21 protein-coding genes and 1 pseudogene are annotated in these 22,405 nt (G+C 44.9%); 8 read left to right on the forward strand and 14 right to left on the reverse strand.

The features are described from left to right. Positions 1 to 351 precede the first annotated feature (351 nt). Entirely contained in the window at positions 352 to 948 is a 597-nt protein-coding gene (locus tag Aso01_RS10380) for a TetR/AcrR family transcriptional regulator (protein WP_004941493.1), read from the reverse strand. Positions 949 to 1,031: 83 nt separating this feature from the next. Between Aso01_RS10380 and Aso01_RS10385 the strand changes: the two genes are divergently transcribed. After that, positions 1,032 to 2,237, forward strand: coding sequence for an oxygenase MpaB family protein (locus tag Aso01_RS10385; RefSeq protein WP_004941496.1), 1,206 nt, complete (start codon positions 1,032 to 1,034; stop codon positions 2,235 to 2,237). Between the two features lie 198 nt (positions 2,238 to 2,435). Here the strand turns inward: Aso01_RS10385 and Aso01_RS16155 are convergent. The 4 genes and pseudogenes from Aso01_RS16155 to def all read right to left on the reverse strand — a co-directional run. After that, positions 2,436 to 2,576: pseudogene (locus Aso01_RS16155) on the reverse strand (hypothetical protein); the annotation flags it as partial. 75 nt (positions 2,577 to 2,651) lie between these two features. Further along, positions 2,652 to 4,610: a TonB-dependent copper receptor gene (locus Aso01_RS10395; protein ID WP_004941503.1), complete on the reverse strand. Its 1,959-nt coding sequence runs from the start codon at positions 4,608 to 4,610 to the stop codon at positions 2,652 to 2,654. Positions 4,611 to 4,712: 102 nt separating this feature from the next. After that, a complete protein-coding gene (locus Aso01_RS10400) occupies positions 4,713 to 5,144 on the reverse strand; it encodes a DUF2946 family protein (protein ID WP_004941507.1) in 432 nt (143 codons plus the stop codon). A gap of 81 nt (positions 5,145 to 5,225) precedes the next feature. Continuing rightward, the gene (gene def, locus Aso01_RS10405; RefSeq protein ID WP_004941510.1) at positions 5,226 to 5,750 is read right to left on the reverse strand and encodes a peptide deformylase; all 525 of its coding nucleotides are present in this window, start codon (positions 5,748 to 5,750) and stop codon (positions 5,226 to 5,228) included. A 119-nt stretch (positions 5,751 to 5,869) separates the two neighbouring features. Between def and Aso01_RS10410 the strand changes: the two genes are divergently transcribed. Genes Aso01_RS10410 through tsaC form a run of 3 tightly spaced genes read left to right on the forward strand, consistent with a single transcriptional unit; the run spans position 5,870 to position 8,797 of the window. Further along, a complete protein-coding gene (locus Aso01_RS10410; RefSeq protein WP_004941513.1) occupies positions 5,870 to 7,012 on the forward strand; it encodes a LysM peptidoglycan-binding domain-containing protein in 1,143 nt (380 codons plus the stop codon). A 21-nt stretch (positions 7,013 to 7,033) separates the two neighbouring features. Beyond that, positions 7,034 to 8,185 (forward strand): DNA-processing protein DprA, encoded by a 1,152-nt coding sequence (gene dprA / locus Aso01_RS10415; protein WP_004941516.1) that lies wholly within the window; start codon positions 7,034 to 7,036, stop codon positions 8,183 to 8,185. A 39-nt stretch (positions 8,186 to 8,224) separates the two neighbouring features. After that, positions 8,225 to 8,797, forward strand: coding sequence for an L-threonylcarbamoyladenylate synthase type 1 TsaC (gene tsaC / locus Aso01_RS10420; protein WP_004941519.1), 573 nt, complete (start codon positions 8,225 to 8,227; stop codon positions 8,795 to 8,797). A gap of 502 nt (positions 8,798 to 9,299) precedes the next feature. Here tsaC and Aso01_RS10425 read toward each other — a convergent pair. From Aso01_RS10425 to Aso01_RS10440, 4 genes are all read right to left on the reverse strand, one after another. Continuing rightward, complete coding sequence (locus Aso01_RS10425; protein WP_004941521.1) at positions 9,300 to 10,208, reverse strand: hypothetical protein; 909 nt, start codon at positions 10,206 to 10,208, stop codon at positions 9,300 to 9,302. 308 nt (positions 10,209 to 10,516) lie between these two features. Continuing rightward, entirely contained in the window at positions 10,517 to 11,458 is a 942-nt protein-coding gene (locus tag Aso01_RS10430) for a LysR substrate-binding domain-containing protein (protein ID WP_004941523.1), read from the reverse strand. Between the two features lie 237 nt (positions 11,459 to 11,695). Further along, positions 11,696 to 12,610, reverse strand: coding sequence for a DMT family transporter (locus Aso01_RS10435; RefSeq protein ID WP_004941526.1), 915 nt, complete (start codon positions 12,608 to 12,610; stop codon positions 11,696 to 11,698). A gap of 75 nt (positions 12,611 to 12,685) precedes the next feature. Beyond that, positions 12,686 to 13,360 (reverse strand): TetR/AcrR family transcriptional regulator, encoded by a 675-nt coding sequence (locus Aso01_RS10440; RefSeq protein ID WP_004941529.1) that lies wholly within the window; start codon positions 13,358 to 13,360, stop codon positions 12,686 to 12,688. Positions 13,361 to 13,508: 148 nt separating this feature from the next. On the opposite strand from Aso01_RS10440, the gene Aso01_RS10445 reads away from it, so the two are divergent. The 4 genes from Aso01_RS10445 to Aso01_RS10460 all read left to right on the forward strand — a co-directional run bounded on the left by Aso01_RS10445 (position 13,509) and on the right by Aso01_RS10460 (position 17,001). Continuing rightward, on the forward strand, positions 13,509 to 14,723 hold the full coding sequence (locus Aso01_RS10445; protein WP_004941532.1) for an MFS transporter: 1,215 nt from the start codon (positions 13,509 to 13,511) through the stop codon (positions 14,721 to 14,723). 19 nt (positions 14,724 to 14,742) lie between these two features. Continuing rightward, on the forward strand, positions 14,743 to 15,513 hold the full coding sequence (locus Aso01_RS10450; protein WP_004941535.1) for an AraC family transcriptional regulator: 771 nt from the start codon (positions 14,743 to 14,745) through the stop codon (positions 15,511 to 15,513). A 142-nt stretch (positions 15,514 to 15,655) separates the two neighbouring features. Continuing rightward, positions 15,656 to 16,201 carry a glutathione peroxidase gene (locus Aso01_RS10455; protein WP_004941536.1) on the forward strand — a complete coding sequence of 182 codons (546 nt, stop codon included), beginning with the start codon at positions 15,656 to 15,658 and terminating at the stop codon, positions 16,199 to 16,201. A gap of 185 nt (positions 16,202 to 16,386) precedes the next feature. After that, on the forward strand, positions 16,387 to 17,001 hold the full coding sequence (locus Aso01_RS10460; protein WP_004941538.1) for a PM1805 family lipoprotein: 615 nt from the start codon (positions 16,387 to 16,389) through the stop codon (positions 16,999 to 17,001). Between the two features lie 6 nt (positions 17,002 to 17,007). On the opposite strand, the gene Aso01_RS10465 is transcribed toward Aso01_RS10460, so the two are convergent. The 5 genes from Aso01_RS10465 to atpA all read right to left on the reverse strand — a co-directional run bounded on the left by Aso01_RS10465 (position 17,008) and on the right by atpA (position 22,368). Next, positions 17,008 to 17,889: a D-hexose-6-phosphate mutarotase gene (locus Aso01_RS10465; RefSeq protein WP_004941543.1), complete on the reverse strand. Its 882-nt coding sequence runs from the start codon at positions 17,887 to 17,889 to the stop codon at positions 17,008 to 17,010. Between the two features lie 115 nt (positions 17,890 to 18,004). Next, a complete protein-coding gene (locus Aso01_RS10470) occupies positions 18,005 to 18,424 on the reverse strand; it encodes a F0F1 ATP synthase subunit epsilon (RefSeq protein ID WP_004941547.1) in 420 nt (139 codons plus the stop codon). A 27-nt stretch (positions 18,425 to 18,451) separates the two neighbouring features. Then, entirely contained in the window at positions 18,452 to 19,846 is a 1,395-nt protein-coding gene (gene atpD, locus Aso01_RS10475; RefSeq protein ID WP_004941550.1) for a F0F1 ATP synthase subunit beta, read from the reverse strand. Between the two features lie 30 nt (positions 19,847 to 19,876). After that, positions 19,877 to 20,746: a F0F1 ATP synthase subunit gamma gene (gene atpG / locus Aso01_RS10480; protein ID WP_004941554.1), complete on the reverse strand. Its 870-nt coding sequence runs from the start codon at positions 20,744 to 20,746 to the stop codon at positions 19,877 to 19,879. Positions 20,747 to 20,823: 77 nt separating this feature from the next. After that, on the reverse strand, positions 20,824 to 22,368 hold the full coding sequence (gene atpA / locus Aso01_RS10485; RefSeq protein ID WP_004941557.1) for a F0F1 ATP synthase subunit alpha: 1,545 nt from the start codon (positions 22,366 to 22,368) through the stop codon (positions 20,824 to 20,826). Between the last annotated feature and the right edge of the window lie 37 nt (positions 22,369 to 22,405).

Consider the following 22,405-nt stretch of genomic DNA (forward strand, 5'->3'; position numbering starts at 1 on the left):
GGTAAAAATCCACACAAGTTGTTCTTCTATTCTCTTAATGATCTTCTCGATGATTCGTCATCATCAAGCTAGGTCGGCTATGTTACTCTAAATCTCTTCAAAGTCAACAGGTCATTTCGATATTTTTAAAACTTTATCTTCAAACCCACAACCTAACCACTCAAGCCAAGTTACTGTTTTTCAACAAGTTTCTATCTGCATCACCGCCGATGGATGTGCATTCTACACTATTTCTCACCCCTTGCAAGCATGTTGGACTAAAGTTTTGATTGCATGGCTATATTTTGAACCAAAAAAAATATAAGCTATTATTTTTTATAGTTTATTTATTTTAAATGTTTTTTCTCACATTTAATTTTGTTTCAGATAGGCCAAAATCATCTGGCATAATTCCTGTTTAAGCTTTTGTTCTTCAATTAAAAAGTCGTTACTACTGACATAACGCATCATGGTAAATAAGGTGCTGTTGATGATCACAAAGGATTTATGCTTGAGTCTTTCAAAATCCCATTCGGGATAAAGCCGATTAAACACATAAAGACCGACTTCGAAAAAATGCTGTTCTAATATCTGAGCAGCTTTTGAATGGTTGTATTGATGCCAGTGTTTAAGTACCTCGATAAAAAATCCCTGATCGGCATTCATTTTATCGAATCCAAATTGAATACTCAGTGGAATCAGGTATTCAATTTCTAATTGCTCTTGTGCAACTACCAGTTTTTTGAAGGTCTGCCCCAGTTGTTCACTTTTACGTAACAGTAGCTCTTGAATAATTTCTTCTTTGTTCTCAAAGTATTGGTAAATTGATCCGACACTGATACCAGAGCGCTCTGCAATTTTAGGTGTCGTGACTTGATGTAGGCCGTATTCCGCAATACATAATTGGGTAGCCTCCAAGACAGTATCGACCAGATAAATCGCGCGTTGCTGCTGGGGTTGTTTTCTCATAAACCGCCTGTCTCAAATGCGAATTGAATGCGAATAATTATTCGTATTAGAGTTGATTAAACATTAATCAGGCTGAATGTTCAATGCAAACTCTTGTACCGTCCAGATTAGCTTCATTTGATCATATGTCGAAATCACGCTGGCTGGGGCGTGTTTTATCCTATATTTGTAAGCGCCCCATTCAACCCAACGTAAAAGAGTATAGAGAACTCGCGGAAGCGTTAGTGACGGGTGATCCTGCCATGGACAAGGTGATCGATTGGCTGATGCAAAATCCTGCCGAACACCGACAGCTTTTTGAGACGGCGCTCTTTGAAGGCCTTGATGCGCTAGCTGAGCCCATTCCAGAACTGATTGAATTTTTTGAGCAGATTACGCATCCGCCTGCATGGTTCGATGAAAGCCGCCTGAATGATGCAGTGATTTTCACGCATCGACTGGGCGTCAATAACGGTTTTATTCTGCGCGATTTGTCTTTGATGGTGGGCTATTTATATCCTGGATTTAACCGTCCGCTGATTCTTACTGGAGCATTGAAAAAACATGCCGGTAAACGCTTGGCGGAAACCACAAAGTGGTGGGTTGAAATTACCGAGATTGATGGTTTAAAGCGCTTTGGATCAGGTTTTACCTCGACCATTTACGTGCGCTTTATTCATGCACTGGTTCGGCATCAATTGTCGCGCTCAGAAGAATGGGATACAAAAAAATGGGGATTACCGCTCAATCAGTTTGATCTGGCCATGACCAATATCGCCTTTAGTGGTGTGGTGTTATTGGGTATTCGGGCGCTGGCTGTATTTCCGAATAAGCATGAGGTAGCACAATTTTTACATTTCTGGAAATACGTAGGCTGGCTGATGGGGGTCAATGAAAAATGGCTGGTCGATAACGAGCGCGGTGCTTGGCGTTTATTGTACTGGATGCAAGATGCTCACCCAGAATCGGACGAATCGAGCTTGGCACTTGGACAAAGCCTTTCAAAGGAACCTTTTGAACGTCGTTATCAGCGTATGCGTAGTTTTCAGCAAAAGCTGGCGTATCATATGCATCTTGAAATAACGCAGTTTTTTATTGGGCGTAAACGCATGCACAAACTGGGCTTGGAAGAGCGCCCTGCGGCATGGTTTGCTTACTTCTTAATTGTACGAAATCTCATTTTACATACCAGTGCAAAGTACCTACCCAAAGTGGACCGTTTTTTACTTCGACGCGGTCGAATTGTACAAAAGTTTGGTATGCATTTATATCAAAATGAAATTCAGTCACTCAGTGATATGCACAGTTAAAAAAGGGAGCCATGCTCCCTTTCTTTTCATCTGTTATTGATGGGCTGCACCACCCGAATGAGATGAATGATCCATATTCATATCTTTCATGTCCATATGCATTTCCTCATGTGAAGTAGTGGCTGAGGCTGCTGCATTTTGCTCAGTTGCTGGCGCCATGGCAGGTGCTGTTTTAAAAGCATGCTGCTGGGTGTGCATTTTCTGCTGACTCGGCATGTAATCTGGCTCATTGTTCACCGCCAGATAAAAAACGCCCATAAATATTAGACTCAAGATAAAGGCCACGATCAGCAGCTTCCATCCCCACACTGATTTTTCGGGTGACAGTTTTTCACTCATGTTCATCTCCTATAAGAAGAGGCTGATCTCACATTTTCATCCTCTTCTATATTTAGTCTATAAAAAATGCAAATCTTAGAATTTCATACTCACGCGCGCCCAATAATTACGCCCGCTGTTGTTAAACTGTTCGTTAGCAGCATAGCCAAATAAGGCTGCTCCCGATTTATTCAGATGTTCGGCATAGGCTTTATCGAGCAGATTATCGATTCCCACAGCAAAATCGAGTGTTGGACTGTATTGATAAGTTGCATTAATCGCCAGCGTACTAAAGCCCTTACTTTTACCGATATCATAACCTACGATATTGCCTTCATTGAGACTAATTCGGTTTTGCTTGGCGACTGCGCGCCACAATAGCCCTAGACTATAGCGGTCTTGTACATAACGCAGATTGAATCGGCCCTCGAGCGGTGCAATTTGAGGCAAAGGCTTACCGTCGCTGGTATTTTTACCCCATGCGTACATGGCAGATAGATCGGTTTGAAGATGATCGGTCAGATGATAACCGATTCCTGCTTCTGCCCCTGCAATGGTGGCATCGATACTACGTGCTGGTAAAATGCTGACACTGCCGTTTGGATTGGATTGATACGGCACCAAAATAAAATCATCGATCAATCCAGCATAGGCCGATGCCCACGACGTTAAGGCCCCCTGTTCAAATTCAAAGCCTAAATCAAGCTGTGTGGTCTTTTCGGTATCAAGATAGTTCAGTAACCCCTTTGATACGCGAGAGATTTCCCAAAAGTCTGGGGTGCGTTCAACATACCCAATGCCTGCATAAGTTTTAAGCCCGTGTTCTGGCAATGCATGTTCAATTCGTACAAAGGCACTTGGATTGGTGTCTTTACGCTGTTGATCATTCGCAGCATGATTCACTTTTACTTGATCGATACGACCACCCGCAACCCATTTTGTCTCTGGCGATAGAGCGTAAGTCCATTCACTAAAAGCACCATATGACTGAAAACCTAAAGATCTTCTGGTGTTATTCACATGCTGATTGTGTTGAGAATCTAGTCCAGAAATCGCACTAAAGTGATCCCATTCGGTGGTCACGGCTACGCGTGAATTTAATGTACGACGCGTTACTTGAGATTCTCGAGGTTGTAAGGGTGCTGGACGCAAACGAAAGTTATCCATGACATGGTCATTAAAATTATAGTCAATCTGCGCTTCAACTTTCTTGATCACATCAGTGATATTTTTTTGCTCGGCATGTAGTCCTAGGCTTTCACGCTTAAACTGTGTTCCATCCATCCCTCGTGCCGCGTATGCTGCCTCACCATCAGCAACTCCTCCCCGTAGCTCCAGCCAAGTATCTTGAGTCGGTTTCCAGCCTAAAGCTAAATCAGTGCTCCAGCGCTCCCATTGGGATTGTACTGTCTTGCCGTTACCATCTTGATAATTTCCGGCCACCGAGCGAGTGGCATTCAAGCGTGCATATTTGCTTTCATCACCTACGGCAGCTTCGATATTGTGATCAAGCCGGCCAAAGGAGCCAATCAGTACACTGGCCTGTCCACGATAAGGTTTATCACGGCTTAACTGCTCAGGTTCGCGTTCAAAAAGGACTGTTGCCGCCGAGCCAGGAGTGGCATACAACACAGTTTGCGGGCCTTTAATCACGGTAATTCGATCATAACTTTCAGGATTGATATATGACGTTGGAGCATCCATCCGTCCTGGACAAGCCCCCAAATTTTCAGTGCCATCGGTCAGCATTTTAATACGTGAACCAAACATGCCCCGAAAGGTCACATCACCATTAGTACCGCCATTTTTAATGGCATTAAAGCCCAGAATACTTTGTAGATAATCTGCACCATCAGTGGCCGGAACGGGCTGAATGGGCTGTTTGGGATCTGCCTGTACAATTAAACCATTTGAACGTGTTGTTTCTTGTGCAGTTACCACAATTGGCGGCATCTGTGTCGTATCAGTTGCAGATTGCGTTTCGGCAAATGCAGATGTGGTGGCAAGTAGCATCGCAGCCGTAATCGGCTGTAATAAAAATTGAGGCTGAGTCATGTCTGTATCTCAAAAACATAAATACGCGCTATGCCTGATACGTCTTATGCGTATTAGGCCAGAAAAACATACGAGGGATAAAACCCCGCAACGAAGCGTGATTTATGCAAATACAGGCGGTGCCCGACCTTGAGGAAGTAAAAATAGACGTTGAAGCGCGTAATAGACGTGTCGAAATGCTTGCTGAAACGCCAGCAAACGCACTTGAATGCGAACCAGTATTTCTTTTACATCCAGTTCGGGCGGTAAAATTAAATGGCCATAGACGGTGCAATATTGACACTGATGATTGACATCATGATGATCATGAGCTGGCGCCGATTGCGCTTTTTCGAGCATGCGGGGCATATGCTGCATGTGTGAATCTGCATGCGACATGGCCTTATGATGCTGAAGCGCCGACAGATCAAAAGTTTGGGCAATGGTTTCACAGACCGGAGCAATCTGATACTGCTTCGGCAATAACGGCTGTAAAAAAACCGCAATCTGTAATAATACTGCGGTGAATCCCAGCAGCAGCCCAATTTTAAACAAGTCCAGCCTTCTCAGAAATTTTGCCGTTACAGTATAACAAAACTCAATCGAAATTGGGTTTCTTTGGTGCATTTTGAGCGATTAACGTTTGACAGCGACTTTCTCTTTCTGGCGTATCAGTTTTTCTACTTTCTCACGCGCTCGCTGACGTTTAAGTGGAGATAGATAATCGACAAACAGCTTTCCGCTCAAATGATCCATTTCGTGCTGAATACAGACAGCGAGCAAACCATCGGCCTCGATTTCAAATGCCTCACCATCAAGGTTCAACGCTTCAATCTTGACGCGTGACGGACGGTTGACTTTGTCGTATATTTGAGGAACAGACAGACAGCCTTCTTCATAAGCCTGTGTTTCGTCTGTTAATGGGGTGATTTTGGGGTTGATGAAAACCATTGGCTGATCTTTTTCTTCAGATAAGTCCATGACAATCAGCTGAATATGACGATCAACCTGAGATGCAGCCAAGCCAATGCCGGGTGCTTCATACATGGTTTCTAGCATGTCTGATGCCAGTTGGCGGATTTCATCTGTCACTTCTTCGACAGGTTTTGCAACGGTGCGCAGGCGTGGATCAGGAAAACTCAAGATCGGTAATAAGGCCATAGTGTCTCCTCATTCGTGCCATTGATTAGAAAACCCAAAGAAAGGCAACTCGAAATAAAAATGTATGTATTGCCGTTATTATAACGCAAATACAGACCTAATTTTTAGGAATTATGATAATGAACATGGTTTTAAACGGCTTACGCACGTTTTCTCATTTGGGGCTTAAACAATACGGTTTCGCGCTGGCCATCTGTGGTGTAATGGGCATATCGAATGCCGAAGCTGCAACGCGCAATCACAATCCACCCTCACTCAAGGCAGGTGCACCGCATGTCTATGTGGTCAAAAAAGGGGATACGCTTTGGGATATTTCTGGAAAATTTTTAAAAAAACCATGGCGATGGCCAGAGATCTGGGCCAGTAACAAACATGTGAAGAATCCACACTGGATTTATCCAGGCGACCGATTGCTGCTGTGTACGCTCAATGGTCGACCGCTCGTTGGACGAGATATGGGGGATGGCTGTGAAGGAATTATTCGTCGTTATACAGGCCGCACCACCTTACCCCCACAAGTTCGTATTGAAGAATTAAAAAATAGTATTCCCGTCATTCCGCTGAGCCAAATTCAGCAATGGCTGGAGCGCTCGACACTTGTATCGGCGGACGCTATTGAGTCTGTGCCTTATGTTGTGGGCACCACTGATCAACGTGTACTGGCTGCCAAAGGTCAAAAAATCTTTGTGCGGGGTCAGGGCCTACAAAATGGTCAGCGTTATGCGATCTATCATGAGGGTGAGCCTTACACCACCCTAGATGAACACGGCAAAAAGCGCATTCTGGCCGTCGAACTGATTCAGGTGGCTTCGGGGATTGCAGTGCAATCTGAACAAGAGATCACCACGCTCGAACTCACCGACACCTATAACGCAGAAACACGTCGTGGCGATTTGGTCATGCCAGAGCAAGATGCCATGTTACCAACATTGTTTTATCCAACCGAAGGCAATGAAATGGTGGCAGGTGGCAAGATTGTTCGTGTTATGGGCTCTATTGCCACAGCAGCACGCAATAGTGTCGTGACGCTTAATCGAGGCTTGAATCAAGGTGCCAAAGTAGGACAAGTACTCGATATTTATGCGCAAGGCGAAAGCGTCAAAGACCCGAAAACGCATGAACTGATCAAACTTCCGAATCAAAATATTGGAAGTTTGATGATATTTAAAACCTTTGATGAATTCAGTTACGCTTACGTACTCGAGAGCAACTTACCCATTAAAGTCGGGGCAGAAATTCGCCCGCCTCAAGATGAAGAATAAAACAATATTATTAATAGACTTATGATGAAACAATTTTCTGCGCACCATCGCCATACCATTGCAGTATGGTCATTGGTGCAACACTCACTCTCAAGTTTTGATACCTTAGTTCGTCATTTTGGCGATTGTGAAACGGCGCTTGAACCTCAGAATCTGGCCAAGTGGCAACAGTTAAAGCTACATGCCAATCATCTAAAGCGAGCTGCGGAATACGCAACACCAGCGGGGCAATCGGCATTTTCAAACTTGCTTGCGCACATTCAGCAGCACACTGATTTTATTGTTACGCCAGAAGATCCACTATATCCTGCCCAGTTGATGCCCTATACCGGCAAGCCCCCAATTTTATTTGGTCGTGGTTCGGCTCAGCCCTTATTACAGCCACAAATTGCCGTGGTGGGCAGTCGTAAACCCAGCCCACATGGTCGGCAAGTGGCCTATGACTTTGCCTATTACCTCAGTGAAAAAGGATTTTATATCACCAGTGGGCTTGCACACGGCATTGATGAAGCAGCCCATCAAGGCAGTGTCATGCAGCAACGGGCGATTGCAGTGGTCGGAACTGGATTGGATCGATGTTATCCGGCAGGGAATCGTACATTATACGAGAGTATTGCTTCACAAGGCGGTGCAGTCGTCAGCGAGTTTTTGCCGGGCACACCACCGTTAAAGGCCAATTTTCCACGGCGCAACCGTATTGTGAGTGGTTTAAGCTTAGGCGTGTTGGTGGTGGAAGCCAAAAAAGAAAGTGGCTCACTGATTACCGCGAATCGAGCGGCTGAGCAAGGTAAAACGGTCTTCGCGATTCCGGGACATATTTATAGTGAGTTTCATCAAGGCTGCCATCAATTGATTCGAGAAGGAGCAATTTTGGTGGATCATCCGGAGCAAATTCTGGAAGATTTAGCGCTTCCCACACATTGGCATGCTCAATCTACGGCAGCAGTCTCGGCCACCTCTACCCCTGAAGATGTATCCGATGCCTTGGCTGTTCCCGAAGAGCTGATTCCGCTTTATCAGCGCTTAGACTGGACGGGACAAGACCTCGATCAGTTGGCACAGCAGTTTGAAGGCTCGACCGCAGAGCTGACCGGTCAACTCATGGAACTTGAACTGTTGGGACTGTGCATTCAGCAGTCGGGACGTTATCTGCGTTGTACTGGCGGATTTTAAGGTTCACAATAGCGTTATTTTTAAATTTGGAGATGAATTATGCTGACCACCTCCGTTACGGAAGCAGCCCAATACCTGACACAGGGCGATGTGCTGGCCTATCCGACCGAGGCAGTCTGGGGCTTGGGCTGTGATCCCTTCAATGAGCAGGCATTTCATGAAATTCTGCGTTTAAAGCAGCGCCCTATTGAAAAAGGCGTGATTTTACTGGCCGGAGATATTTCACAGGTCGAGCATCTACTGGATGAACTTGATCCAGATATTCGCCAGCAAGTCATTCAAAGCTGGACACAGCGCGGCGTCGATGAGCGCGCCACGACATGGTTATTGCCGATCCATTCACAGCAAATTCCCGCTTGGATTACAGGTCAACATCATCAGGTGGCTGTTCGGGTGTCTAATCACCCACTTTGTATGGCACTGTGTCATGCCTTTGGCGGCTTTATTGTCTCTACCAGTGCCAATCCGGCAGGACTTGAACCTGCGCGCTCACTACAGGAAGCTTCCGCCTATTTTGGGCAGCAATTACATTATTTAAATGGTGATTTGGGTTTAAGCCAGCAGCCAAGTCGGATTCTCGATGCCAAAACTGGCGATGTGATTCGCAACTAAATGAATGAACACTCAAATGTAAATAATTATCGTTAATTTATATTATACAGATCTGTCTATCTAGCTACCTAGATAAATGGACAGACAAAAAAAAGCTCAGTCATATGAGGATGACTGAGCATAAAAAGGGATGTGTATCAATCACATCCAGAGGGTTCAACAATCTGGAAGTAGCAACAGTACACTTAAAAAGTGACTGTTTTTACAGTGCGCGTAGTATGAAAGAAACAACTCATTAATACAAATATATTATTTATCTTACATAAAATTAGAATAAGTTCGAATCAATTTGAATATTTATTTAAAAAGTTAATTTATATTGATCTTTTTATTCAAATTTTATAGAAAACTGATAATTGTTTAATTTTTAAACACCCCCTGTAATCATAGTGGAATTCGATAAGTCATCACATCGTGTCAGAATATTTTTTACTTAAATTTATTTAGACAAAAGAGAGCACATAAAAACCCTGTTCATATGCTCCCACCCTGCCCTTAGCACTTAAAAGTGATAATCCACTCTTACCATAGGTGTGCTCGCAGTGGCCCCCTTTCCGGCAAAACCATCAGTATCGTTACCGAATTTGTTTTTCCAGTATTCGTAACCTGCACCCGCACGTAATTTGCTGTCTTTTAGCCCGATCAATCCGCTCATGTCATACATAACGCGTGCATCGATGTGGGTTTCCGCTTTGGTATCGCCACCAGATTCATTTTTTCCTTTAGCATCAATCCACAGTGCATAGCCTTCAAAGGACAGCGGTGTTTTTGCAATCGGAATGCCCCACGTAAACTGTGCTGCCATATGTGTATCGTAAGTATAACGACCCGTTGAGTAACCAAATCGTGGCGTATCAGAAGACGGATCATTACTTTCAAATAGTGCCAGCACACTAAAATCTAAAAAGCCCGGTACATCAAAGCGAACCGTTGGGCCTACCACCCACATGCGCTTTTTCGAGCCATAACTGTCATTTTTGGTATTCCAGTCTAACCCCGCGGTCAAACCTGCGCCACGTATATAGCCGGGTACCGCCAAATCCTTTTTAAACAGTGCACCTGCATCCAGATAACGGCGTATTACCACATAGGCTTCTTGGGCACCTTTACCACTTGACTGGGTACTGTTGGGCTCATCATCTGACTGAAGTAAATCGACATTGAAAAAGTTGGAGCCATATTTATCACCACTGGCATGGGTGAGATTAAAAATCTGCTTGGTAATATCAATTCGATCGCCTGCGGCATCATTTTTATAAGGTTCTGCAAATTGAGTACCGTAGCGCCAGCCAATTGAGGTATCACTCCAGATGGCTGCATCTGCGACTTGCATGGCGCCCATTCCCCCCAGAATGGTCGCGAGGCTTCCCATCAGTTTTTTTAATGATCTGCCTTGTTGTACTGCGTTCATTACACACTTCCCCTGATCCACTTCCTTAAGTAAAAGCACTGGCTATTTATCTGAAGATGCATAGCGATGGCTGTTTGACATTCGCTTAAATGGCTTGCAAAACGATGTCGCCCGCTGATAAAGGCAAGTTTCCTACCAAAGAAATGATTATTGAGAATCTGCAATGTTGCTTATGCAAAAAATGCCATAACACATGTCTATCATGCATCTATATTGGCCATGATAAATAAGAAAAGACCAGCGCCAGCAGATGATGATCTGATGCTCGCGCCTGATCAGGGATGCGCGTTATGGTGATACAAAGGAATTTAGTTTAAGACGTGACTGTCGTTTCGAAGTACCGAAATAATCAGCTCACGAAACCAGCGCTGTTCTTGCGAGCGATGTAAACGCTCATGCCAGAGCAAGAAATACGGAATCTTGGGGAACTTGACTGGCGCATCGACCACTTTGAGTGGCAGCAATGCACTATAATGGCGAGAGAATGAACGCGGTGCTGAAAAAATCGCGTCAAATTGCAGCAGCATGTAGGGAATCATGCCGAAGTATGGCACATAGGCCACGATATTACGTTTGATTCGTTCTTTGGCCAAATACAAGTCAATCACGCCACGCTGACCGACGGTATATGGCGTTGGGGCAATATGGTCGGCTTGCAGATAATCGTCAAGTGTTAATGGTCGTGCAGCCATTGGATGCGATTTACGCATCAGGCACACCACTTCATCTTCGAATAGTGGTGCAAGGCGCAAATATTCGGGTGGCTGCGGCCAGTTACCAATCACGGCATCATACATCCCGCTTTCTAGTGCATGGGTATAATCTACATCGTGCGCCATCGAGTGCATGATCACGGTGCAATGCGGTGCTTCTTGTCGTACACGACGCAACACTTCACCCAGCGCAATCGCGTTGAGGTAATCCGGCGCGGCAATATTAAAGACTTGACGCGACTCGGCCGGATGAAAGTGCACCTGCTGTGTGGCAATCAGTTCCATTTGCGCCAGTGCTTGACGCACAGGTTCAAGTAGCGCTTCACCACGTTCGGTCGGGGTCATGCCATTACGACTACGAACCAAAAGCTGATCGCCGGTAATGTCTCTGAGTTTTTTGAGTGCGGTACTGATGGCAGGTTGGGATTGATTGAGCCGCTTGGCCGCATTGGAGACGCTTTTTTCAGTTAATAGCACATGCAACACCTGCAAAAGATGTGCATCTAAAGCTTCCCATTTGTTGGCTGGATTAATCACCGCTGCGTCCTGATTTTATTCGTTACATGTTTAGCGTATTCAAGTTTTATACCAAATGGACAATTCTAAAACTCATCCAGACGATCAACCACACGCCCTCAATCAGTACACTACCATTTACTGCATGTTTTGCCTATTCTGCCATCGTATTGAATACACTGCCACACCACGCTGTCCATTCAGATACTCGCCCGCATAAGTTGAAGATACAGTTAAATTAAAAAGAAAGCGGATCTTTTAAGACGAGGTATTTTGTACGATGACAGGCGCATTTTTCTTTTGTGCCATCACAATGCCAACCAAAATCATCATACCACCAATAGTATGAAATAAAGTCCATTGCTCGGCTAACCATAAACTGGCAATAATTGCAGTAAACACTGGCATTAAATTCATAAAAATACTGGTTCGATTTGGCCCGATGTGTTGTACCGCCAGCATCCACAGCAACGGCGCCAGCAATGAAGGAAAAATACCCGCATAAAGTAAGCTCGGTGCATTTCGTGCATTAATTGCATCTAGACCAAAATACATTAAAAACGGGATGTGATAGAGCAAGGCAAAACCGATTTGCACATATAGACTAATCAGTAATGGAATTTTGAGCTGCCATTTTTTTAAGAATACACCATAAAAGGCATAGAAAAAGACAGCCACGACCATGAGTAAATCACCCGAATGACCGCCCATATTGAGTAGCGTAGTAAAATCACCTTTGCCTAAAATATACAGCAGACCTAAAAACGAAATGATACTGCCCACAATGGCAAATCGATTGGGAATATCTTTTAAAATCAGCATTGAAACAAAGATGGTAAACACGGGAATGAATGCATTGACAATTCCCATGTTGGTGGCGGTAGTATAATGCGCGGCGGTATAAGATAAGCCCTGATACAGCACCATCCCGAAGGCACTCAGTATGGCGAGCTGGCCCAAATGCCGGCGGACCAAAGCACGTTGCGCCCAGACTTTGAATAGCATAAAAGGCGTCAGCACAATAAAGGCTATGAGCCAGCGGTAAAAGCTAATGCTGGCCGGCTCAATCAGATCGACCGCATAACGCGTAACGGCAATATTCATCGACCAAATCAGTACTGCAATTAAGGGCAATAAAAAAGCCCACCACTGGGTTTTTGCGATCTGATTCATGCTGCTCTCTGTATCCTAAAGATACGATTATTGTCGATAATGACGGATTAAATTGAAATATCGCATTTCAGACATTTATATCGCGTGATCGCCATGCGACTGTACAAACAAACACCAGCTCTGCATAGCGTACTTTACTACCGCTGTGAGTTGCGCTAGATCTGCACCATCACGTGCCTGTAGCGTAAGACCCTGAAGCAGCGTGGCATAAAAATCGGTCATGATTTCAATCGGTGCGTTGGCAGGTAAATCACCATCGATGATGCCCTGTTGCAAGCGCTCCAATAATTTGTGTTTTGTTTTCAACCGTTTTGACAACAAGGTGTGCTGAACTTGCTGAGTCGATTCGGAACAGTTCATGGTCGCCACCACCAACATACAACCGGAAGGCTTATTAGGTTGCAGCAAACGGTTCAGATTGTCATAAAAATACAATTCAAAGGCAATTTTGGCAGTCTTGGCTTGTTCAAAAATACGCTCGATGGGACATGCCTCATGCGCTAAATAATAATCGATGCTTTTATAAAACAAAGTCGCCTTATCGCCAAAGGTACTGTACAAGCTCGGGGCAGTCACATTTAATGCCTGAGTCAGATCATTGATTGAGGTCGCCTCGTAGCCATGTGCCCAAAACAGCAGCATCGCTTTTTCAAGCGCTTGCTGCTCATCAAAGCATTTTGGGCGCCCGCGTTTTTTTTTGCACGGCACGTCTTGATCCTGCTGCTCAAAGCCATTTGCTACATCTGTCATAAACGCCACGTTTATTTTTATAACAATCACTATTAAATTACTTGACGCTGGTGAATTGTTCAACTATTTTATTTTCATAATGATCACTATTAAATTATAAATTAGATCGATCACACGCTTTGCATCTCCCATAATTAGGATATTCATCATGAATGCGCTTCATGCTCAAGAGGCTACGCCCTCTCGTCCCACTGGTGGCAGTTGGCTCGCCATACTCGCCGTTTCAATTGCGGCATTTGCACTGGTGACCAGTGAGTTTTTGCCTGTCGGGGTACTCAATGACGTGGCCACTGATTTGAATATCTCGGTGGGTACTGCCGGATTGATCATCACGCTCCCCGGCGTCATGGCGGCGCTGGCGGCACCATCACTGCCGGTTATTTTTAAACAGCTCGATCGTCGTTATGTGCTGATTGTACTGACCGCCATTATGGTACTGGCCAATGCCTTGACTGCCTTTGCAGACGATTTTAACGTGCTGCTTATCAGCCGGATGATTCTGGGCATTGCTATTGGCGGGTTCTGGGCCACGGCAATTGCATTGAGTGGTAAATTGGCGCCTGCCCATTTACCAATTGCCAAAGCTACCGCCGTAGTGATGGCCGGTGTGACCTTAGCCACGGTACTGGGCGTTCCGATTGGCACGTGGTTAAGCGAATTTTATGGCTGGCGTAGTGCCTTTGGCATTACCGCCATCATTGGTTTTGTGGTGCTGCTGTTACAGCTACGTTTTTTACCGGTGCTGGTTCCTGAATCATCGATTCGACTTCAAGACCTACCAGCCTTATTGCGAGTGCCTAAAGCACGTAACGGCATGTTAATTGTGCTATTGATGGGTTTGGCACACTTTTGTGCTTATAGTTACCTCGCACCTTTTTTTAAACATATTGCAGGATTCGACGGCACCACCATCAGTAGTCTGCTTTTGCTATACGGTATTGCGGGAGTATTTGGTAATGCCTTTGCAGGCTATAGTGGTAATTTGAATATTCGCTACACTATGGCTTTTGTGGGCGTATGTTTTGCGGTTGTTTTCTTTAGCTTTCCCGTTTTTGCCATTCATGAAGCCGGCGCGATGATTTTAACTGCGTTATGGGGCTTTGCCTTTGGTGCATTTCCAACTTCGGCCAATATCTGGATGTTTGTTCATGCGCCTAAAGCCGTCGAAAAAGGCATGCCACTATTCGTCGGGATGTTTCAGGTCATGATTGCGACAGGCTCTTTGATCGGCGGCTATGTAGTTGACCATTTTAATGAAAATATCTTAATTTATGGTGTGCTCAATTTTGTTGTGTTGGCCTTAATTGGTTTATTTACCTTAGTTAAAGGTTTAAGCAATCCAAAGCTTCACTGCGAACAGTAGATTTTTTCGGATTTCTCATATGGATTTATCCTCTGTATCACCTGCCGCAGCGATGCTTAAAGAGCAGATTGATATCCATGAGTTTTTCTTTCACCCCCACGATGAAGTGCTTACACATTCATCGCTTTGGGGGGATTTTAATTTTAGCTTGAATGGACTGCTGCAAATTCAGGTCGAGCAACGGACATTTTTCGCACCACCCAATTACGGTGTGTGGCTACCACCACGGACCACACATTGTTGTCTTAATATCGATCAGCCGACACATTTTGTGTGTATTCGGCTACATCCTCAGCTTTCCGCGAAATTGAGTGATTGTCCAAAAACACTCGAGATCCAGCCATTTTTTCATGCCTTGGTAAAAGAGATTCTAGATCCGACACGTGATCATTCCGAGCAAAGCCGTCTGCACTTATTACAGGTATTGCTGGATCAGCTCCTGACAGCCAAACAATATGATCATTATTTACCACCGTCAGCGCATCCCGTACTGGCACCGATTTTAAATGCCTTGGCCGATGTCAAACGCTTTGCTCAAAGCCTACAGCAAATTCTTGATGATTTTGAGATTAGCGAGCGACATGCGCTGCGCTTATGTCAGCGAGAGTTAAACATGGGGCTCTCTGAATGGCGCAATCGAGCCAAAGTGGTGTACGCAGTTGCGAAAATTCGTCAGGGTGATTCAGTCAAACGTATTGCGCTTGAGCTGGGCTATCATCAAAGCTCGAGCTTCATCGCATTTTTTAAACGTTACACCGGACACACACCCGTACAGCTTAGAACGCGTTAATCTCAAGCCTTAACGATCTGTTTCATCACAAAATTATGCTATACATCGCATTTAAACATGTCATCGTATGCTATGCCTGAGCGCCCTCAATACATGCTCTTGTAAGCTTATTTTTACTCTTTCTTTTACATAAGGATTCGATATGAGTCAGTCGGTTTATCATATTCCTGTTCAAGACATTCAAGGCCAAGCGGTCGATCTTGAACAATACCATGGCCAAGTACTCTTGATTGTGAACGTGGCATCAAAATGTGGCCTCACGCCGCAGTACGAAGGACTCGAAGCACTGTATCAAGCTAAAAAAGATCAAGGCTTAACCATTTTAGGCTTTCCAGCCAATAACTTCTTGGAACAAGAGCCTGGAACGAATGAAGAAATTCAGCAGTTCTGCTCCTTAAATTTTGATGTGAAATTTCCATTGTTTGCAAAAATTTCGGTTGCTGGTGAAGACAAGCATCCGCTTTATCAAACCTTGACTCAAGCACAGCCCGAACGTATTGGAGAAGGCCCATGGTGGAAAGACTTGGTTGAATATGGCCTGACCCCAAATGAACCACCAGAAGTGCTATGGAATTTTGAAAAATTTTTAGTCAGTAAAACAGGCGACGTCGTTGCCCGTTTTGCACCCGACATTACCGCAGATGATCCTCGCCTGATTGATGCCATTAATCAAGAATTAGCCAAATAAGCCATTCTATATGAGGCATGCCGCAGGTATGCCTCATGCATTCTATCCTCTAAAAACAATACTTTTACAACATGACCTTCATATTCTGCTAAATCGGGCATGCTCTAATTGTTGAATTAACAATATGGCGCCATTTGAAGTTTCTGTTCGATAATGTGGGTGTCATATGGCTTTGGATGGAAAAAATGATGATGCCTACACCTTTCGCTGCTAAATTTTCTTTGCTTGTGCTGAGCTGTAGCATATTGTTTGTGGGGTGTGATCAACAACCCGACGCGGAAAGTACATCGCGTGAGCAAAGTATGACATCGGCCAATCAAGACAACATGCCTATCGATAATCAAGGTAGTGATGATGCCCTCAACAATGAAGAACGCTCATCGACCACGAATCTATTTTATTTGCTTCGCGACGCGGCAGATTTGCAGCTTAAAGTAGGTCAAGACATGCAAAAGTTACAAGCGACGCAAAGCCAGCTTGAAACTGCGCTTCAAGAACAAGACCCTCAGGCCGCACAGCAGACATTATCTCACTTTAAAACCCAGTTGACCCAATTCAATGACAATCTCAACCAGTTGCAACTGAAAAGTCCAGAGGTTGAAAAATTACGTCAACAGCTGATCAATACCAATGAGCAGCTGTTACAGAGCGATCTGTTTCAACAGACATTGAACTGGAAAAAACAGGATATTGTGGCTATTCAGCATCAGCTCAATACGCTACAAACTGAAATGCTGAAACTGGCTGCCTTAATTGTTAATTCAAACTCGACGGCTTCAAGCACAGACTCTAAATCTTAAAGCGCCCTAGAGATCGCTCAGACTAAGACAAAGTTGATAACTGAGTTGCTGCTCAGGCAATAGTGTTTTTTGCTCGGTGGCCACTTGTCCAGCCTCAACACAAACAAATTCTTGCCAGCTTTGAGGTGCTAAATCGGCCATGCGCTTGGTTTTTTCAATCCATGGGTTCCACACCACCGCACTTTGTGCAGATGTCTCAATCACAATTTGTGTTGCAGATGAGTCATCTAAGCGAAATTTTCCTTTCGTGAGCGGATAGATCTGATCGGTTTCACAATGAAACTCAAGCGGTGCAGTATCCTGCTGCTTGATCTGATGACCATCTAGTTGATCGATGTAAGAACACCCTTCAACGCCATACAGTCGGGTACGTTGAGTCTTGACAGCAAAATAACTGTGCCAAGCAAAACCGAAGCTGATCGGATGGAGATCTAAGTTATTCAATCGAAAGTTGAGTTCAAGGGTTTGCCCCAACCGGATGTGCATTTCAAGACAAAATGCGGCATCCCAATAACGACGAGTCGCAGCATGATCACGAAGCTCAAAGGTCAAGCTGTGCCCTTGACCCTGTTGATATTGAGCATCTTTGAATTGCCACTGCATATTTCTGGCAAAGCCATGTGCAGGATAGTCTGTTTCAATTGCATGCGCACCAAACCATGGAAAACATAGCGGAATGCCACCACGAATAGCCTTTCCTGCTGCAAATGAATTACGATCTGAGAGCCAGAGTACATCACGCTGATGCTGCTTAGAATAAAATTGTAGAACTTGCGCGCCCTGTAGAGCCACTTGAGCCGTAGAAAATTCGTTGTCGATCTGCAAGACCTGAAGCGCATCTGGTCCCAACGATGCCCACTGAAGGCCCGTGATGTTTTGAAACGCCATATCTGTCATGTCCTCTGCTGCACCTATTTGCAACAGAGCTTAGCGCAAAGCTTTGCTAAACAACAGACATAAAAAAAGCCACCTGACGGTGGCTTCTTCAATCCAAAATCGTGGCTTAAAGCGCGCGATTCTTGATTTTACGAATCGTTTCAAGCTGAGCTGCAGTTTCTGCAAGCGCAGCAAGTGCAGCAGCAGAATCCAGATCACTCTTCTGATTGGCAAGCAATTGCTCGGCGTGCTTACGCGCTTCAACAATTGCTGCTTCATCTAGGTTGTCAGCACGGATTGCAGTATCTGCAAGCACGGTCACAACGTGAGGCTGAACTTCTAACACACCGCCTGATACATAAACGATTTCTTCTGTACCATTTTCCAACTGAACGCGGATCGGTCCTGGTTGGAGCAAGGTTACCAGTGGCGCGTGTCCAGGTAAAATACCCAACTCACCACCTGCACCTTTAGCGATCAACATCGTAACTTGTCCAGAGTAAATTGACTCTTTCACACTTACGACATCACATTGCATCGTCGCCATGAGAACCTCCTAAATTAGAGTTGCTAATTAAAGTTTCTCAGCTTTAGCAATTACTTCGTCAATACCACCCACCATGTAGAACGCTTGTTCTGGGATGTGATCGTATTCACCAGCTAAAAGACCTTTAAAGCCACGAATCGTTTCTTTAAGTGGTACTAATTTACCAGGTGCACCCGTAAATACTTCAGCAACGTGGAATGGTTGAGAGAAGAAACGTTGGATTTTACGCGCACGGTAAACAACCAACTTATCTTCTTCTGCCAATTCATCCATACCCAAGATCGCGATGATGTCTTTAAGCTCTTTATAACGTTGCAATACGTTCTGTACAGAACGTGCAATTTCATAATGCTCAGCACCAACAACCAATGGATCTAGCTGACGTGAAGTTGAGTCAAGTGGATCGATCGCTGGATAAATACCAGAAGATGCGATGTCACGGCTCAATACAACAGTTGCATCTAAGTGAGCAAACGTCGTTGCAGGCGATGGGTCAGTCAAGTCATCCGCAGGTACGTATACCGCTTGGATCGATGTGATCGAACCAGACTTAGTCGACGTAATACGTTCTTGAAGTACACCCATTTCCTCTGCAAGTGTAGGCTGGTAACCTACTGCAGATGGCATACGGCCTAACAATGCTGATACTTCAGTACCTGCAAGTGTGTAACGATAGATGTTGTCAACAAACAACAATACGTCACGGCCTTTACCGTTCTCATCTTTTTCATCACGGAAATATTCCGCCATAGTCAAACCAGTCAACGCTACGCGTAAACGGTTACCTGGTGGCTCGTTCATCTGACCGTAGACCATTGCTACTTTGTCAAGAACGTTAGAATCTTTCATTTCGTGATAGAAGTCGTTCCCTTCACGAGTACGCTCACCAACACCAGCAAACACAGATAAACCTGAGTGAGCTTTCGCGATGTTGTTGATCAACTCCATCATGTTAACGGTTTTACCAACACCAGCACCACCGAACAGACCAACTTTACCACCTTTAGCAAACGGGCAAAGTAAGTCGATGACTTTAATACCAGTTTCTAAAAGATCAGTAGAAGCTGCTTGTTCAGCATATGAAGGTGCTTGACGGTGAATTGGCAAACGCGCTTCAGTCGCAACTGGACCTGCTTCATCAATTGGGCGACCCAAAACGTCCATGATACGGCCAAGTGTAGCCGGACCTACTGGAACAGAAATCGGTGCATTTGTGCTGGTTACGTTAAGGCCACGTTTAAGACCTTCTGTAGAACCCATTGCGATGGTACGAACAACACCATCGCCAAGCTGTTGCTGAACTTCTAATGTAGTTTCAGTACCGTCAACTTGGAGAGCGTCATAGATCTTAGGAACGCTATTGCGCTCAAACTCGACGTCGATTACCGCGCCGATGATCTGAATGATACGACCGCTACTCATTGCTGTCTCCTCAATTCAAACTTAATAATGTTAAACGGCAGCGGCACCGCCAACGATCTCGGAAATTTCCTGAGTAATCGCGGCTTGACGCAGCTTGTTGTAAATGAGTTGTAGGTCTTTAATCAATTGTCCTGCGTTGTCTGTCGCTGCTTTCATTGCGACCATACGAGCTGATTGCTCACATGCAACGTTTTCAATTACACCTTGATAAACCATCGACTCGATATAGCGAACCAACAAACCATTTAACAATTGTTCTGCTTCTGGTTCGTAGATATAGTCCCAACCATAAGTACGGTTGAGGTTATCGCTTTCTTCTGCTGGTGCTAAAGGAACAAGTTGTTCAACTTTAGGCTGCTGAGTCATTGCATTGACGAAGCCATTTGACACAAGGTAGATACGATCTAACTCGCCTTTGTCAAATGCATCAAGCATGACCTGTACTGAGCCTGTCAACTGTTCAAGACTTGGCGCATCGCCAAGCTGGGTCGTTGCACCAAGCACTTTACCGCCGTAATTCTTAAAAAACGAAACCGCTTTTTGACCAATCAAAGCAAATTCAACTTCAATTGACTGCTGTTGTTGTGCTTTGACATGCTGCACAACTTTCTTGAACAAGTTAATGTTCAAGCCACCTGCCAAACCACGATCTGAAGACACCACGATATAGCCAACACGCTTAACAGGGCGATCAACCATATAACGATGTTTGTATTCAGGGTTTGCTTGGACCAAGTGAGCAATTACACGGCGCATATTATCGGCATACGGACGGCCTTGGGCCATGCGCTCTTGCGCACGACGCATTTTAGAAGCAGCCACCATTTGCATCGCGCGAGTAATCTTTTGCGTGCTCTTGATACTGGCTACTTTGGCGCGAATTTCTTTTAAATTTGCCATACGCTTAACCTAGTAGTCGAAAGCTCTTTCGAGCCTTCGAAGGTTGATCCGTGAACCAAACTTAACTAAAGATAAACTTAGTAAGTTTGAGTCGCTTTGAAGCTCTCAATACCTGATTTGATTGCTGCTTCGATGTCTTTGTTGTAATCACCAGTTTCATCGATCTGTTGCATCAAAGGCGCATATTCAGAACGGAAGTAAGAAATTAGCGCAGCATCAAAGTCTACGATTTTCTTCACTTCTACGTCAGCCATGTAGCCTTCGTTAGATGCATAAACAGAAACAGCTTGGTCTGCAATTGAGTAAGGCGCATATTGTTTCTGCTTCATTAACTCAGTTACACGTTGACCATGCTCAAGTTGTTTACGCGTTGCTTCGTCAAGGTCAGAAGCAAACTGAGCAAACGCAGCCAATTCACGATATTGTGCAAGAGCGGTACGGATACCACCAGACAATTTCTTGATGATCTTGGTTTGAGCTGAACCACCAACACGCGATACCGAAATACCCGCGTTCACAGCAGGACGAATACCCGCGTTGAACAATGATGTTTCAAGGAAGATCTGACCGTCGGTAATCGAAATTACGTTGGTTGGTACGAATGCAGATACGTCACCCGCTTGAGTTTCAATGATTGGCAATGCAGTCAAAGAACCGGTTTGACCCGTTACTGCGCCATTCGTGAATTTCTCAACGTAGTCTGCTGAAACGCGCGAAGCACGCTCAAGAAGACGAGAGTGAAGATAGAATACGTCACCTGGATATGCTTCACGACCTGGTGGACGACGAAGAAGCAATGAGATTTGACGGTAAGCAACAGCTTGCTTAGACAAATCATCATAAATGATCAACGCATCTTCACCGCGGTCACGGAAGTATTCACCCATTGTACAGCCTGAGTACGGTGCCAAGTACTGCATAGCAGCAGGATCAGCAGCCGCAGCAGCGACAACAGTGGTGTACGCCATAGCGCCAGTTTCTTCAAGCTTACGCACTACGTTTGCGATGGTCGATTGTTTTTGACCAATTGCAACGTATACGCATTTAATGCCTGAATGTTTCTGAGCGATGATCGCATCGATTGCCATTGCTGTTTTACCAGTTTGACGGTCACCAATGATCAACTCACGCTGGCCACGACCTACAGGGATCATGGTATCAACTGATTTATAACCAGTTTGAACAGGTTCGTCGACCGATTGACGCCAAATTACGCCTGGTGCTACTTTTTCAACAGCATCAGTTAATTTCGCATCAATTGGGCCTTTACCATCAATTGGATTACCCAAAGCATCTACGACACGGCCAAGAAGTTCAGGACCAACTGGCACTTCAAGTACACGACCGGTACAACGAGCTTTTTGACCTTCTTGAAGGCTTAGGTAGTTACCTAAAACAACGGCACCCACTGAATCCTGTTCTAGGTTCAGTGCCATACCAAATAAGCCGCCGTCAAATTCGATCATTTCACCGTACATTGCGTCAGCAAGACCGTGAATGCGCACGATACCGTCAGATACCATGACGATGGTACCTTCGTTCTTCGCGGTCGCGCTGGTGTCCAGATCGCCTATACGCTGTTTAATGAGCGCACTGATCTCGGATGGATTCAGTTGTTGCATTGCGCTATTCCTCAATCTTTTTAAAGTTCAGTCTTCT

The sequence above is a fragment of the Acinetobacter soli genome, assembly GCF_000760595.1.
Taxonomy (GTDB): domain Bacteria; phylum Pseudomonadota; class Gammaproteobacteria; order Pseudomonadales; family Moraxellaceae; genus Acinetobacter; species Acinetobacter soli.

Excerpts from the sequence above, each read along its gene's own strand:
- Aso01_RS10380 (WP_004941493.1), bottom strand. The coding sequence starts at position 948 with ATGAGAAAACAACCCCAGCAGCAACGCGCGATTTATCTGGTCGATACT.
- Aso01_RS10385 (WP_004941496.1), top strand. The coding sequence starts at position 1,032 with ATGCAAACTCTTGTACCGTCCAGATTAGCTTCATTTGATCATATGTCG.
- Aso01_RS10395 (WP_004941503.1), bottom strand. The coding sequence starts at position 4,610 with ATGACTCAGCCTCAATTTTTATTACAGCCGATTACGGCTGCGATGCTA.
- def (WP_004941510.1), bottom strand. The coding sequence starts at position 5,750 with ATGGCCTTATTACCGATCTTGAGTTTTCCTGATCCACGCCTGCGCACC.
- Aso01_RS10410 (WP_004941513.1), top strand. The coding sequence starts at position 5,870 with ATGAACATGGTTTTAAACGGCTTACGCACGTTTTCTCATTTGGGGCTT.
- dprA (WP_004941516.1), top strand. The coding sequence starts at position 7,034 with ATGATGAAACAATTTTCTGCGCACCATCGCCATACCATTGCAGTATGG.
- tsaC (WP_004941519.1), top strand. The coding sequence starts at position 8,225 with ATGCTGACCACCTCCGTTACGGAAGCAGCCCAATACCTGACACAGGGC.
- Aso01_RS10425 (WP_004941521.1), bottom strand. The coding sequence starts at position 10,208 with ATGAACGCAGTACAACAAGGCAGATCATTAAAAAAACTGATGGGAAGC.
- Aso01_RS10435 (WP_004941526.1), bottom strand. The coding sequence starts at position 12,610 with ATGAATCAGATCGCAAAAACCCAGTGGTGGGCTTTTTTATTGCCCTTA.
- Aso01_RS10440 (WP_004941529.1), bottom strand. The coding sequence starts at position 13,360 with ATGACAGATGTAGCAAATGGCTTTGAGCAGCAGGATCAAGACGTGCCG.
- Aso01_RS10445 (WP_004941532.1), top strand. The coding sequence starts at position 13,509 with ATGAATGCGCTTCATGCTCAAGAGGCTACGCCCTCTCGTCCCACTGGT.
- Aso01_RS10450 (WP_004941535.1), top strand. The coding sequence starts at position 14,743 with ATGGATTTATCCTCTGTATCACCTGCCGCAGCGATGCTTAAAGAGCAG.
- Aso01_RS10455 (WP_004941536.1), top strand. The coding sequence starts at position 15,656 with ATGAGTCAGTCGGTTTATCATATTCCTGTTCAAGACATTCAAGGCCAA.
- Aso01_RS10460 (WP_004941538.1), top strand. The coding sequence starts at position 16,387 with ATGATGATGCCTACACCTTTCGCTGCTAAATTTTCTTTGCTTGTGCTG.
- Aso01_RS10465 (WP_004941543.1), bottom strand. The coding sequence starts at position 17,889 with ATGGCGTTTCAAAACATCACGGGCCTTCAGTGGGCATCGTTGGGACCA.
- Aso01_RS10470 (WP_004941547.1), bottom strand. The coding sequence starts at position 18,424 with ATGGCGACGATGCAATGTGATGTCGTAAGTGTGAAAGAGTCAATTTAC.
- atpD (WP_004941550.1), bottom strand. The coding sequence starts at position 19,846 with ATGAGTAGCGGTCGTATCATTCAGATCATCGGCGCGGTAATCGACGTC.
- atpG (WP_004941554.1), bottom strand. The coding sequence starts at position 20,746 with ATGGCAAATTTAAAAGAAATTCGCGCCAAAGTAGCCAGTATCAAGAGC.
- atpA (WP_004941557.1), bottom strand. The coding sequence starts at position 22,368 with ATGCAACAACTGAATCCATCCGAGATCAGTGCGCTCATTAAACAGCGT.